We start from the raw sequence: 13,605 nt of genomic DNA on the forward strand, positions 1-13,605 counted from the left end.
TTTATCTTTTGTCTACTACTCTTGCAATCCTATCCCCGCCAAACTGGATTAGCTGGACGAGGCAGATAAGGATGATGACTGTTGTGATCATGATCGTATTGTCGTAACGGTAATAGCCGAAGCGAATCGCCAGGTCACCCACTCCGCCTCCACCGACAATTCCCGCCATTGCCGAATAAGCAACAAGGCTGATGATCGTGATGGTCACACCCTGGACGATGCCAGGCTTTGCTTCGGGAATCAAGACATCTTTGATGATCATCCATGGAGTCGCACCTGTCGCAACCGCAGCTTCAATGACTCCTTTATCAATTTCCCGGAAGCTTTGTTCTACGATTCTCGCAAAAAATGGAATCGCGGCGACCGATAACGAAACAGATGCCGCTGTCGGGCCGATTGTCGTGCCAGCGATCAAATTCGCAAGCGGCAGCAAGGCGATCAATAAGATGATGAACGGAACCGAACGGATCATATTGACGATGAAGCCGGCAATATTTTTAAAAAGCTGGTTCTCCAGGAACAGACCTTTGTCGGTGACAAACAGCAGCACTCCTGTTGGCAATCCAACAATAATGGCGACAAGGATGGAGATGCCGACCATATAAATCGTTTCAAAAAATGCTTTATTCAATTCCGGCAACAGTTCAATCAGGCTATCAAGCAGCATCATCCATCACCTCCAAGTTTTTCGTCCTTGCCGCTATGTAGGCAATCGCCCGGTCAATCTCCAGCTGATCTCCCGAAACCTCCATAATGAAAATCCCCAATGGAATATCCTGAATATACTCGATCTTCCCGTGCAGGATATTGCCGCGAACCTTATACGTCTGGAAAACATCAGATATGACTCCCTGCTCGGCAATCTCACCCTGGAAATAGATTTTGATGAGCTTTCCTTGCCGTTCCTCCAGCAATCTTTCCGGCAAATCGAATTGAAGGATGGAATTGACGAAGTCTTTTGTGAGCGACTGTTTTGGATTCGCGAAGACTTCATACACATCTCCTTCTTCAATGATTTTCCCATCTTGCATGACAGCCATCCTGTCGCAAATCGTCTTGACGACTTCCATCTCATGGGTGATGAGGACGATCGTGATCCCTAGTTCACTATTAATCTTTTTAAGTAAGGAGAGAATCGATTTTGTAGTGCTTGGATCAAGAGCCGAAGTAGCTTCATCACATAAGAGCACCGAAGGGTTATTCGCAAGCGCCCTGGCGATGCCCACCCGCTGCTTCTGCCCGCCTGACAATTGTGCAGGATAGACATCCTTTTTATCCGAAAGTCCGACCATTTCAAGAAGCTCTGTCACTCTATCATTGATTTTCGCCTTTGGCAGCCCGGCAGCTTTTAACGCGAACGCGATGTTTTCACTGACTGTTTTAGCGCTGACAAGATGGAAATGCTGAAAGATCATCCCGATTTTCAGGCGAGCTTTTCTCAGTTCACTTTTGCTTAAAGAAGTAAGCTCTACACCGTCAATATGTATCTCACCGGATGTCGGCTTTTCAAGGAGGTTCAGGCAGCGGATCAAAGAGCTCTTCCCAGCCCCGCTGTATCCGACAATTCCGTAAATCTCACCCTTTTCCACTTTTAATGAAACATGGTCAACACCAGTTACCGAGCCTTTCTTCGTTTCATAAACCTTGACCAGGTTTTTCACTTCAATCATCATTAGCACCCCCGATTTTTAAAAATAAAAATGCCTCTTTCATTCATAGAAAGAGGCATCGTAAACATCTATACGACTTATCTTTCAGAATGAAAACATTCTGTAGGAAGTGGCACCTTTCCATAAAGGAGGTTGCCGGACGTCATTGGGCCTAATCCCTCAGTCTCTCTTGATAAGTTTCTTATTAAATTAATTTCGATAATTGAAATATTAAGACTATCTGATTTATTTGTCAATAAAGTTTTTTTCGTATTTTTTTCATGATATCGCTTACACCGTTGGCAGAGTAGGAAATTTTTTTTAAAAAAAGTAAAACCCTTGTCTACGATAAAACAAGGGCTCCGTATACTAGTGCACCTGCGATGACATAGGCGGGGTGTACTTTAAATTTTTCCATCAGCAAAAAACTGATTCCGCCAATCATGATCGTTTGCGTCAGGCCGACTCCTTCGTACGATGAAAAAAAGAAATCATAGGTCATGACCCCTAATAGCACGGCAATGACAGGGCGGACAACGATCGTCAGCCTTTTCACACGGGGGGAATCTTTATACTTCATCAACAATCCGAGCAAGCTGATCATTAAGATGAGGGATGGTGCCACTGTGGCGAATACCCCAACGATTGCCCCAAGGATTCCACCCTCTGCATAGCCGATGTATCCAGCCATCTTGGTTGCAATCGGGCCAGGCAGGGCATTGCCCATCGCTAGCACTTCACTGAATTCGCTGACTGTCATCCATTCATAACGATCGACAACTTCATTTTCGATGAGCGGAATGGAGGCAGGACCGCCGCCATATCCCAGTATTCCGGGAATGAAAAACGCTAAAAATATATGGAAATATATCATTGCTGCTCCCCTCCCGATTGTTTACTTTCTGCTGGAGCAGGATCTTTTTTCAGCAAGGCACCGAGCAGCAACACAAAAATCAGTATAGCCGGATGCAGATTCAGGAATTGAAGAAGAAGCAGACTGCCAATAAGAGCTATGGCCGTCCATCCCCAACCAAGCTTTGATTTGCCTGACTTCTTGATGAAGTCCCATGTCAGGACAGCCAGCATGACGGCAACAACTGGCACAACAGCCTCAGCCATCCCTCTCACCCATGGCTCATCCTTATATGAGTTCAAGCCGGTCAGGAGGAGGATCATCAAGATAATCGCCGGAATCATTGTGGCAGCCAGGGCATTGATCATCCCCACAAATCCCCCTACACGATAGCCAATGTAGCCAGCCATTTTTGTGGCGATCGGTCCCGGAAGCGCATTTCCTAAAGCGAGGATATCGCCGAATTCATCAGAATCCATCCATTTATATTTCTCTACCACTTCCTTATGTACAAGCGGAATCGAAGACGGGCCACCGCCATATCCCAGGATTCCGACGCGAAAAAACGCTAAGAATAAATCCCTCTGTTTCAAAACTTCACCTTCTCTTCTGTAATTGGTGCCAAAAGCAGTCTCTTTCTATAAATCTTATTTCTTTTATCTTATTATAGACTCCTATAATCGATACTGCATGTCAAATTCACGTTAATTTACCGTCGGGGGGCTCATTTTTCGTAATTTTCGCATTGTAAATGGTTCAGATTCACAGGGCAATACAAGATATTGGCAAATTTTTAATTTTTCCGACCTCTGTTTAAATTATTTCGTCCACATTCACGATTATTTCGACCACTTTCACACATATTTCGACCACTTCTTGAATTATTTCGACCACATCCACGACTTTTTCGACCACTTCTTGAATTATTTCGTCCACTTTTACACATATTTCGACCACTTCTTGAATTATTTCGACCACATCCACGACTTTTTCGACCAAGTAGGCATTCTGCAGTTCCGTTTGTATAATAAAAAGTACCACAGTCCTAGGACTGTGGTACTCAACTAATTATCTATCAAACTTAAAAACCGAAACGGATTCATTCAATTCATTTGTCAGCTTCCTCAGGTCTGTCACCTTTTTAGAAAGGTTGCCGAAAGCGGATAATTGTTCCGTTGTGGATGCGGAGATTTCTTCACTTCCAGCCGCTGTTTCTTCTACGACCGCACTGATGGATTCGACATTATGCAGTACCCTGGCTCCCAATTCCTTCGAAGCTTCCATACCTTTGACAAGATGGGTTACTTTCTCTGAGATGCCGCTGACCTTCAATTCGATATTTTCAAAAGCAGACATTGTCAGGTTCATTGATTCCATCTGTTCTTCTGCGATTTCCCCGCCTTTGTTTACGGCCTCTCCGATTTCATCGAGTCCCGTCTTTAGAAGGTTGACCATATCAAAGATTTGCGTTGTGGCTCTGTTCGATTCTTCAGCCAGCTTCCTGACCTCTGAGGCTACGACCGCAAACCCTTTTCCTGCATCTCCTGCCCTTGCTGCTTCAATTGCCGCATTCAATGCCAACAGGTTGGTTTGATCTGCGATGGCCGAAACGGTCTGTGCCATATCCTGGATTTTTGCCGCATAGCCCGCAAATTGATCAGTTGCTGCCTGAATTGATGATGATGCCTCTTTGTTTTCAGTGATTAAGACCTTTTGCCCCTCGATCGCTTTTCTGCCTTCACTGATTGCATCAACCGCTTCTTTGCTATACGAGGAGGATTCCTGAGTGTGATCAAGGTTCAGCATGATTTCCTTATCCATATCATCAATCAGCTCGACCGATTGCTGTAAATCCTCCGATACTGTTTGGGCTCCTGCAGAAAGCTCATCCGTTGATACAGCTACCTGATTTGAGATTTCCGTCAGTGCGATGTTTTCTTGCTCGATTCCCCCTGCGAATTCCTCCACTTCCCTGCTGGCCATATTCACCTTTCGCAACAAGGAAGTCAACTGGACTGCCATTAAATCAAATGATTCATTTAAGGTTCCTAGCTCATCTTCATGTTTATAAGGAACTTTTTCAATCATCAAATTCCCTTTGGCAATTTCTTGCGCATTTAAGGCAATCTTCTTCAACGGCCTGGTGATTGAGCTCGTAAGCCTGATTCCAATACCACCGGCAACGACCACTAGAAGGATGCTTCCGATGATGGCCGCCAAGATGATGAATTGAATTTGGTTCTTTAAATCCTCCTGCAGAAAATCATAGTATTCATTGACCTGGATATTCAATAGATGCAAGTCGTTCAGGATACCTTCACTGCGCAGTGACTGGCGCTTAACTTCAGCACTTACCTTTTCCTCAAGGGCTTTTTTAGCTTCAGACTCCAGGGCGGTAAACTTTCCAAGTGCCTTATCCAGCACGACCTTGCTGTTATCCTGTTGCATCACTTCCTTTGCCTTCGCAAAAGTCTGCGAAGTCTTCTCCATTTTCACCAAAGCATCCTGCTTATTTGCTTCTGTTGGATTGAAGGAAAAATTGCTTAGCGATTGCTTCGTGGCCGATGTTTCAGCCTGGAGATTCTGGACTGTCAGCAATACCTGGACATAGTCTTGATTAGATGCCTGGACCATCAGCATTCTGTAAATGATGAAAGAAATCATCACGATCGATAAGCCAATGGCGAGCAATAAGTTCAATAGTAATTTCTTTTTGATTGTCATCTTGGTTCCCCCAGTTGCAGCTGTTAATCTAGCTGGATTGAAACTTCATTTGTTGATAATTGTGCTTCCAGGTCTTTTAATTTCTTGTCCTGTTCTGGTGTCAGCTTGATCACACGAATCGGCGCCAGCCCGATTCCTTTCTCATTTATGCCCAGCTCGATTTGCCTGGATTCGAGCTTCTTTTCTGACTGGAATTCCTTTACTACTTCGTATAAAGCGATATCCACATTTTTCAGCATGGAGGTAATGATTGCTTTTTCGGCAAAAAAGTATTGGTCGCTATCCACACCAATCGCGAATTTTTTCCTCGCCTGCGCTTCCTTCAACACACCCACTCCGGTAAAACCAGCCGCAGCATAGAGGACATCCGCACCCTCATCCATCATTCCGGAAGCAATCTTCCCTCCAAGCTCTGCATTGCCAAAGTCATTTGCGTAAGCAACCTTAACCTCGGCTTCTGAATTCACAGATTTTACTCCCTGCTCAAATCCCACTTTAAACTTGTGGATTAATGGGACATCAGCTCCGCCAACAAATCCAACGATCTTTGATTTTGATACCATTCCTGCTACGGCACCAGCCAGGAAACTTCCCTGCTCTTCCTTAAAAGTAATCGATGTGATATTGTCCAACTCTGATACCGAGTCGACAAGCACAAATTGTTGTTCAGGATATTTTTTCGCAACCTTCTCAAGGTCTTCAAGAACCATGAAGCCCAATCCGATGACAAGGTCATTCCCCTCTTCCACCAACTCCGTGAATCCTTTTTCGTAGCTTCCTGCTTCCTTCAGCTCCCGATAATCAAAAAGAATATCCAGTTCGTCTCGTGCCTTTGTCAGTCCAGCAAAAGCAGCATCACTGAAGGATTGGTCCCCAAGTCCGACGTCAGACAACATAATGCCAACCTTGACCCTTTCCTTCGCTTTCAGCTCTGTGCTTGCACATCCGCTGAGGCTGCCAACGAGGATAAATGAAATGAAAAGTATATTTATAATTTGCTTCATCTTGATGTAATGCTCCCTTATTAAAGATTTATATGTAATTCATCGACCATATTTATCATTTTTTAATGGACTTAAAGAAAGTCTTTCTTTTGGTAATTTTCTAAAAAGAAGGCTCTGTCGATTATCGTGGAAGTTTGAGAATTCATAAGCGGAGTATTTCCGGCTACTGTATATAAAGAATGCTTTTGAAGCCGAAATAGGCGGAGATATTCCGGTTAATTGCTAAAGATAAGACAAAATTAGATAATTTGGATTAAATAACCGGAATAGCGACCCTTATTTTTATGAAAACCAGGGGGTGTTTCAATTTTAAGCGGAATTTATCCGTTTATTTTTCAAACACTGTAAAAACAATATTCAGTTATAACCCAGCTAAAAGGAAAAAAGCAGGCTGTCTTAACAGCCCGCTTTCATTTGGATTATTTTATTTTCGTAAACCTGTTCAAATCGCCATTTTCACCAAGGACAATCAGGATATCCTCCGCTCTTAGTGTCTTCTCAGGATCTGGAGAGATGTCGACTTTGTTGGCCGTCTTCACGCCGATTACAGTGATATTATATTTGGCACGCAGATTGATTTCAATCAGGTTCTTGCCAGCCATGCTCAAAGGAAGTTTGATTTCCTCGATACTATAGTCATCCGAGAGCTCGATGAAGTTCAATACATTCGGTGATGCCATTAGCTGGTGGGCAACTCTTTCTCCCATATCTCGTTCCGGGAAAATGACTTTATCCGCTCCAACTTTGAACAATACTTGTGCATGGTGTTTGTTAAGAGCTTTGGCAACAACATTGGCGACTCCCATCTCTTTTAGAATGAGGACGGTTAGAATACTAGCCTGGATATCATCACCAATTGCCACAATGACAGTATCGAAGTTCCTGATTCCTACCGCTTTCAAGGTTTGCTCATCGGTTGAGTCTCCGATGACCGCATGGGTCACAAACTCCTTATAGTCTTCGATATGCTGTTCACTTTTATCAATCGCAAGTACTTCATTTCCTTCATGATATAATGTGGTCGCCACACTGGACCCAAAACGTCCCATACCAATTACTGCGTACTGCTTTGCCATAATAAAATCCTCCTACCCAATCATCACTTTTCCAGCTGGATATCGATAATGATCCTCTTTTCTTTTTTTCGCAATTGCATAAGCCAGTGTTAACGGACCAACCCGGCCCGCGAACATCGTTATCGTTATTAATATTTTTCCGTATAATGACAGCTCAGGGGTCAAGCCCATGGACAGACCGACTGTTGAAAAAGCTGAGACCGTCTCAAATAATAGCACCAGAAACTCTTTGCCAGGCTCGGTAATGGTCAACACCATTGTAACCAAACCTATTAGAAAAAGGAAAATCAGTGTAACTGTCAATGATTTGGAAATGATAGTGTGATCCACCCTTCTTCCAAAAAATGTGACATCCTCCCTGCCACGAATTTGAGACCTTACAGCACCAACCAGGACTGCGAAGGTGGTGGTTTTGATTCCTCCCCCTGTAGACCCAGGCGAAGCACCGATGAACATAAGGAAGATGATCAAGAACAAGGTTGACTGCTTCAAGTCTGGGATATTCAATGTATTCGACCCTGCTGTCCTCGGTGTGACTGCCTGGTAAAACGCTCCGAATATTTTACCAGTCATCGTCATTGGCTTCAAGGTGGAAGGGTTGTTAAATTCCAGGATAAAAATCAGGAGCGCCCCTCCAAACACCAAAACAGCCGATAGTGCTAAAACGATTTTTGAATGAAGGGTAAGTCTCCTTGTCTTGCGATAGTCAAATAGCTCATTCATGACAATGAACCCAATCCCGCCCAAACTGATAAGAGTGATCATGGTGATATTGACAACAGGGTCTTCAGCATATGCAGTAAGCCCTTTGAAGTCACCCATCAAATCAAATCCGGCATTATTAAAGTTCGAAACAGCATGGAAAAACCCAAAATATATCGCTTTTCCAGCAGCCATTTCTTGTGAAAATCGAAGAGATAGTATAATCCCGCCGGTAATTTCGACTACTGCTGTAAAAAGGAAAATTCGTTTGACAAGCCTGACAATCCCTTCTACAGTCTCGTTATTCAATGACTCCTGGATGATCAGCCTTTCTTTGAACGAAATCCTTTTACCTAAAATAAATGCAAGCAAAGTGGCAAAACTCATGAAACCCAGTCCGCCAACCTGGATCATCGACAGGATGACCATTTCCCCAAAACGAGTAAAGGTATCACCTGTGTCCACGACGACAAGACCTGTTACACAAGTGGCCGAAGTTGCCGTAAACAAGGCATCCAAAATCGGAAGTCCTCTACCATCCACTGTGGATGCTGGCAATGAAAGCAATAATGTCCCTAAAAGAATAATGCCTCCAAATCCAAAAACAAGTACTTTCGGTGGATCTAATCTAAAAAACAATTTCCTGCGCATGATCCTTCCTTCTTTCCTTAGTATGAGGAATTATGCGTCTAATATTTCTTTGCAGGGACTTTGCTCGATCTGGAATTTAGAATAGTCGACATATCTAAAATACAGCAAAACAAAAAAGCCCCCAGAGGCTAAAAGATAGCAGCCTTGTGGACTTTATACATACTGTCACACAAGCTTCATCTTCCTCTTCTGCAACGCTTACGGAGTTAGCTGTCGGATTAGGGCTCAGAATAGCCCCGCCTGTTATCCAGGCCTCACCCCAAGTGGATTACTCCACAAAGTTGGTTCCCCCGCTCTATTCAGATTCAGCGATTTAGAAATATGAAACTCATTTAATATCTTAAACTGCTGTAATCATACTCCTCTGCCATTCCCTTGTAAACATGAAAAGCAAGCCAAAAATGGCGTTTTTCGTTCATTTTCAACCATAAATGATAACAAATTATATCTTTTCTCACTGAATCACTGTTTTTCTTTATTTTTCATCTGAAAATATTGGGGGATAACTACTGATAACCGAGTTTATACCGGTTCATTTAAAGGTAAATAATAGGGTTGAATAAACACGGCAATTATTAAGGGTTGCTACTCATTTCTTAAATAAATTGTTCGGGAGGTTATCGTGGATGAAAGCCATGATTATTTTGAATCCATCTTCAGGAAAGGAAAAGGCAGCGGACTACGCTGAAAAAATAGAGGAAACATTACGTGACCGATACGATGATATCGATATCCGAAGAACCGAGAAAGAGGGCGACGCTGCGGCATTTGCAACTGAGGCCTGCATTTCTTTATACGATGGAATCATTGCAATGGGAGGCGACGGAACCATCAATGAGGCCATAAATGGGCTGGCTGAACAAAATCATCGGCCTTCTCTGGGAATCATTCCACTTGGCACGGTCAATGATTTTGCGCGGGCACTCAATATTCCGCTGGATCCTTATGAAGCCATCGATATATTGAAAGAGCAAAACCTCCGTCCTGTGGATATCGGGAAAATCAATGACCATTATTTCGCGAATGTTATAGCATTAGGTTCCATTGCAGAAGCTTCCTACAATGTGAGTCCAGAACTGAAGACAAGATTTGGTTCCCTCGCTTATTTTATGGAAGGAGCAAAATCATTCCTTAAAGGCGAGGCAATCGATTTAGTCGTCGAACATGAAGGCGGAAAATGGGAAGGTCATACTTTCCTGCTGCTTGCTGCACTGACGAATTCTGTTGGCGGCTTCGAATCCCTTGCGCCCGAAGCAAGGTTGAATGATGGGAAATTTCATACTTTTATTATCAAGAAGGTTTCCGTTCCGAAAATCGCTTCGCTTGTTCCTTCGCTTCTAAAAGGAGAATTGGAAGAAAGTGAAGATGTCGAATATATACGGACTTCTTATCTCAATATTACATCTGACAAGGAGCACGTCGTGAATATCGACGGTGAAGAAGGCGAGCCATTGCCATTTAAGGCGAAGGTCCTTCCAGGACACTTGGATATTTTTGTTCCTTTTTTAAATAACAAAAACTGAGCGAGAACGAGTCCCGCTCAGTTTTTGTTTTTACTTCACACTAGAATTAAAGTTATAGAAGAACTTAGCTGAGATCGAGCCATCTTCATTTTCCTTGATATCCGTTACGTGAATTCCGGAGTCAGCTGGTGTAGCACCATAGCCCTTCCAGAAGTAGTAAGAACCAGTGTGGACTTTACCGCTTACCGGAGTCAGCTTGCTTCCAGTCTTGAAGAAGTCAGTTGCGTCACCGCGGTTTAGGTTTCTTTCAAGATCATACTTGCCATCCGCTTGAAGGACAGATAGACCATAGTGTGTTACCACTTCACCATTGCTAGCAGTTTGTGACTGATTGAACTGGAAGCGCTTGTTCATCCAGTTTTCGACGTTATTCGGACGGAATCCAGCAGTCTGGTAAATATTGATGACATTTTCATCAACATGCCATGCCACTAATCCATGAGCGTCTTCACCCTGGCGTACCATCCCTTTATTGAAGCCCTCTTGCTGCATATTTTCGAACAGGAAGTATTCAGTTCCGTTTGAACCTGGAACTTCCATTTTAACGATGCCATTATCAGCATCGGCCGCATTAGCTGCCGGTAGAGTGATTTCCTGAACGCCGCTCTCAGGTGTTACTTCGATTGGCTCTGCCCAGCCTAAGAAAATCTTAGAGAACGGATCGAAGTGAGTTGGAGAGTTTCCGGAATAAGCCGATTTATTAGGATAGCGCATCCAAGAACCGCCGGCCATCATCGAGTAGTTACCAACACCTTCAGATGAGTAAACAGTATCATAGAAATCAGGAAGTCCAAGTGCATGTCCAAACTCGTGCGCGTAAACGCCTGTTTGAGCAGGGAAAGGACCCGTTTTTAACTCTTCTTTATATGAGTTAGTTGCTGTATCAAAACCAGATACGTTACCGCCGATACCCGGCTGGATGTTGTAGTTGTTTACGACTACTTCATCGTATGTCATGTCCTCTGCAACTGTTTTGTTAATCCATTCACCCTGGGACATGCCAGCATGAGCGTCAGCTGGTTTGCCAGTTTCATAGTATTTCCCATAATAAAGCGCGCTTAGCAAACTCCACTTATGTGACCAGAACTGAGCTGGATCACGGCTGAATTCAGCGCCTGTGCCTTCATGGATTACGAAAATATTTGGAACTTCACCATCAATGGCATACTGTGAGAAGTCAACTTGGTCATCCGCTGCTTTTAACAGATCACGAATGAACTCGCCTGTATGGGCATCTCCATTTACGTTACCAAGCTTATATACTCCACCTTCTGCATAAGTACCTTCCTGGTCAAGGTAATATGAAGCACCTCTAGGCATCTCTACCCAGGCGAAATCGGTATTTTCTTTACGAACAAGGTTTACCTTTCCATAACTTGATTCCTTGTAAGCATTTTGCATCGTACGGTTCTTTGGAACGTCTGCACCATCATATTGCTCGAATTGCTCTAGCTCATACGGATTGTACTCAGTGCCAAAAATCAGGTCCTCATAATACTTGGCAGGTACTTGTCCTGGCATGTCGCCAACCGGCTCATCACCATCAGGATATTTAGCTAACAATACAAGCACAGGAACATCGCCCGTTGCTTTCTTATAATCGACATGATTATCTCCTGGCTGCTGGAACTTCGCACCTGTTTTAGCCATTTTCTCAGCAGGATCGGCTTTGGAAAGATCAATCCCTAATTCCTTTGCTCTATCAACTAGCTCCGGAGCTGCACCTACATGGTGAGCAAGGCTTAGTTCATATTTACTTTGCGGTTTGACAGCAGAATCAGTTGAGCTGACTCCAGCAAATACCGCACTTCCTGCCAAAGCTAGAGAAAGTGCTGATGTAGAAAGAACTTTTAACACATTATCCACTCCCTATTAGAATATTTCTATTAACTAAATAGTATAAAATATTCAGTATATTCTAAATAGGGAAAAAGTATCGTTTGATAGTATTTCTCGTGAGTCGAAAGACTTAACTTTCAACAGCAGCTATAAATATTTACTATTTTGCCATAATAAACCAAATAGTATTTTATTTATGAGAATTGTTAGTAAGGTTCGGACAACTTTCCCCGTTTCTCCTTCAAACCTGTCTTAAGTTGGATCATCTTTTGACAGCTTTACATGCTTTTCCTTCAAACCTGTCTTAAGTTGGATCATCTTCTGACAGCTTTTCACGCTTTTCCTTCAAACCTGTCTTAAGTTGGATCATCTTTTGACAGCTTTCCACGCTTTTCCTTCAAACCTGTCTTAAGTTGGATCATCTTCTGACAGCTTTTCACGCTTTTCCTTCAAACCCGTCTTAAGTTGGATCATCTTTTGACAGCTTTCCACGCTTTTCCTTCAAACCTGTCTTAAGTTGGATCATCTTCTGACAGCTTTTCACGCTTTTCCTTCAAACCTGTCTTAAGTTGGATCATCTTCTGACAGCTTTTCGCGCTTTTCCTTCAAACCTGTCTTAAGTTAGATCATCTTTTGACAGCTTCGTCCCTCTCCACCTGAAACCTGTCATAATACCGACGCTTTCTTGACAGCTTTGAGTCTCTCCACCTGAATCCTGTCATAATAACGAATGTTTCCTAAAACAGAAAAAAGCCTCGCACGAAGCGAAGCTTTTTTCCAAACTGACTGTTACAGGATATCCATCCAAATCTTGATGGCTGTTCCTAAAATCAACACTGCAAGAATGTATTGCAGGATTTTCGTATTTACTTTCTTACCTGCGTTTGCACCAAGTGGTGATGCGATCAGACTTGCGATAACCATGATCAATGCTGGCCAAAATTCTACCTGACCCGTGGCAATTTTACCTACTGTAGATCCAATGGAAGAGATGAATGTGATTGCCAATGAAGTGGCAATTGTCATTCTGGTTGGAATCTTCAACACAACCAGCATGATCGGAACCAACAAGAATGCTCCGGCTGCGCCTACGATACCTGCTCCAATCCCTACGATAAATGCGAAGAATGCTGCCAGCCATTTATTGAAGCTAACCTGGTCAAGCGGGATATCATCTACTCCTTTTTTCGGTACAAACATCATGATTGCCGCAATTAATGCCAGGATACCATAAACGAGATTAATGCCGCCTTCGGACAAGAACCCAGAGCCATAGCTTCCGATCAAGGAACCGACAAGAATCGCCGAACCCATATAAATGATCAATGTCTTATTTAAGTATCCACCCTTACGGTAGGCCCAGACGCCACCAATTGTAGCGAAGAAAACCTGGACCGCACTGATTCCGGAAACCTCGTGGGCACTGAATGCCGCAATGCCGAACAATGGCGGAATGTATAATAGCATAGGGTATTTAATGATTGAACCGCCAATTCCAACCATTCCGGAAATATAAGAACCGATAAAACCAATTAGAAAGATGACAATAAGAAACGTGAAATCCATCGGGCTTCCTCCTTTTTT

Annotated in this window: 12 protein-coding genes and 2 riboswitches; of the genes, 1 reads left to right on the forward strand and 11 read right to left on the reverse strand. The window is 43.3% G+C overall.

What is annotated here, in order from left to right:
* Position 1 precedes the first annotated feature (1 nt).
* The 9 genes from LGO15_RS20195 to LGO15_RS20235 all read right to left on the reverse strand — a co-directional run bounded on the left by LGO15_RS20195 (position 2) and on the right by LGO15_RS20235 (position 8,659).
* Positions 2-667, reverse strand: coding sequence for a methionine ABC transporter permease (locus tag LGO15_RS20195; protein WP_167833992.1), 666 nt, complete (start codon positions 665-667; stop codon positions 2-4).
* Positions 657-1,670 (reverse strand): methionine ABC transporter ATP-binding protein, encoded by a 1,014-nt coding sequence (locus LGO15_RS20200; protein ID WP_226087947.1) that lies wholly within the window; start codon positions 1,668-1,670, stop codon positions 657-659. Before LGO15_RS20200 ends, LGO15_RS20195 begins: the two co-directional genes overlap by 11 nt.
* 74 nt (positions 1,671-1,744) lie before the next feature.
* Positions 1,745-1,849, reverse strand: a riboswitch (SAM riboswitch).
* A gap of 143 nt (positions 1,850-1,992) precedes the next feature.
* Positions 1,993-2,523: a chromate transporter gene (locus tag LGO15_RS20205; RefSeq protein ID WP_226085706.1), complete on the reverse strand. Its 531-nt coding sequence runs from the start codon at positions 2,521-2,523 to the stop codon at positions 1,993-1,995.
* Positions 2,520-3,095: a chromate transporter gene (locus LGO15_RS20210; protein ID WP_226085707.1), complete on the reverse strand. Its 576-nt coding sequence runs from the start codon at positions 3,093-3,095 to the stop codon at positions 2,520-2,522. The genes LGO15_RS20205 and LGO15_RS20210 overlap by 4 nt, the downstream gene beginning before the upstream one ends.
* A 220-nt stretch (positions 3,096-3,315) precedes the next feature.
* Positions 3,316-3,501: a hypothetical protein gene (locus tag LGO15_RS20215; RefSeq protein ID WP_226085708.1), complete on the reverse strand. Its 186-nt coding sequence runs from the start codon at positions 3,499-3,501 to the stop codon at positions 3,316-3,318.
* Between the two features lie 69 nt (positions 3,502-3,570).
* Positions 3,571-5,226: a methyl-accepting chemotaxis protein gene (locus tag LGO15_RS20220; protein ID WP_226085709.1), complete on the reverse strand. Its 1,656-nt coding sequence runs from the start codon at positions 5,224-5,226 to the stop codon at positions 3,571-3,573.
* Positions 5,227-5,249: 23 nt separating this feature from the next.
* Positions 5,250-6,230, reverse strand: coding sequence for a BMP family lipoprotein (locus tag LGO15_RS20225; protein WP_167833946.1), 981 nt, complete (start codon positions 6,228-6,230; stop codon positions 5,250-5,252).
* A gap of 419 nt (positions 6,231-6,649) precedes the next feature.
* Entirely contained in the window at positions 6,650-7,306 is a 657-nt protein-coding gene (locus LGO15_RS20230; RefSeq protein WP_167833947.1) for a potassium channel family protein, read from the reverse strand.
* Positions 7,307-7,318: 12 nt separating this feature from the next.
* The gene (locus LGO15_RS20235; RefSeq protein ID WP_226085710.1) at positions 7,319-8,659 is read right to left on the reverse strand and encodes a TrkH family potassium uptake protein; all 1,341 of its coding nucleotides are present in this window, start codon (positions 8,657-8,659) and stop codon (positions 7,319-7,321) included.
* Between the two features lie 179 nt (positions 8,660-8,838).
* Positions 8,839-8,980, reverse strand: a riboswitch (cyclic di-AMP (ydaO/yuaA leader).
* Positions 8,981-9,285: 305 nt separating this feature from the next.
* Between LGO15_RS20235 and LGO15_RS20240 the strand changes: the two genes are divergently transcribed.
* Positions 9,286-10,182, forward strand: coding sequence for a diacylglycerol/lipid kinase family protein (locus LGO15_RS20240; protein WP_167833949.1), 897 nt, complete (start codon positions 9,286-9,288; stop codon positions 10,180-10,182).
* A gap of 30 nt (positions 10,183-10,212) precedes the next feature.
* On the opposite strand, the gene LGO15_RS20245 is transcribed toward LGO15_RS20240, so the two are convergent.
* Together LGO15_RS20245 and LGO15_RS20250 are read right to left on the reverse strand one after the other, a co-directional pair.
* Entirely contained in the window at positions 10,213-12,039 is a 1,827-nt protein-coding gene (locus tag LGO15_RS20245; protein WP_226085711.1) for a M6 family metalloprotease domain-containing protein, read from the reverse strand.
* Positions 12,040-12,810: 771 nt separating this feature from the next.
* Entirely contained in the window at positions 12,811-13,587 is a 777-nt protein-coding gene (locus LGO15_RS20250; protein WP_167833951.1) for a sulfite exporter TauE/SafE family protein, read from the reverse strand.
* Between the last annotated feature and the right edge of the window lie 18 nt (positions 13,588-13,605).

The sequence above is a fragment of the Mesobacillus sp. S13 genome, assembly GCF_020422885.1.
GTDB classification, from domain to species: Bacteria; Bacillota; Bacilli; order Bacillales; family Cytobacillaceae; genus Mesobacillus; species Mesobacillus selenatarsenatis_A.

What these genes read in the sequence shown, in the direction of transcription:
- LGO15_RS20195 (WP_167833992.1), bottom strand. Translation starts at nt 667, where the DNA reads ATGCTGCTTGATAGCCTGATTGAACTGTTGCCGGAATTGAATAAAGCA.
- LGO15_RS20200 (WP_226087947.1), bottom strand. Translation starts at nt 1,670, where the DNA reads ATGATTGAAGTGAAAAACCTGGTCAAGGTTTATGAAACGAAGAAAGGC.
- LGO15_RS20205 (WP_226085706.1), bottom strand. Translation starts at nt 2,523, where the DNA reads ATGATATATTTCCATATATTTTTAGCGTTTTTCATTCCCGGAATACTG.
- LGO15_RS20220 (WP_226085709.1), bottom strand. Translation starts at nt 5,226, where the DNA reads ATGACAATCAAAAAGAAATTACTATTGAACTTATTGCTCGCCATTGGC.
- LGO15_RS20225 (WP_167833946.1), bottom strand. Translation starts at nt 6,230, where the DNA reads ATGAAGCAAATTATAAATATACTTTTCATTTCATTTATCCTCGTTGGC.
- LGO15_RS20230 (WP_167833947.1), bottom strand. Translation starts at nt 7,306, where the DNA reads ATGGCAAAGCAGTACGCAGTAATTGGTATGGGACGTTTTGGGTCCAGT.
- LGO15_RS20235 (WP_226085710.1), bottom strand. Translation starts at nt 8,659, where the DNA reads ATGCGCAGGAAATTGTTTTTTAGATTAGATCCACCGAAAGTACTTGTT.
- LGO15_RS20240 (WP_167833949.1), top strand. Translation starts at nt 9,286, where the DNA reads ATGAAAGCCATGATTATTTTGAATCCATCTTCAGGAAAGGAAAAGGCA.
- LGO15_RS20250 (WP_167833951.1), bottom strand. Translation starts at nt 13,587, where the DNA reads ATGGATTTCACGTTTCTTATTGTCATCTTTCTAATTGGTTTTATCGGT.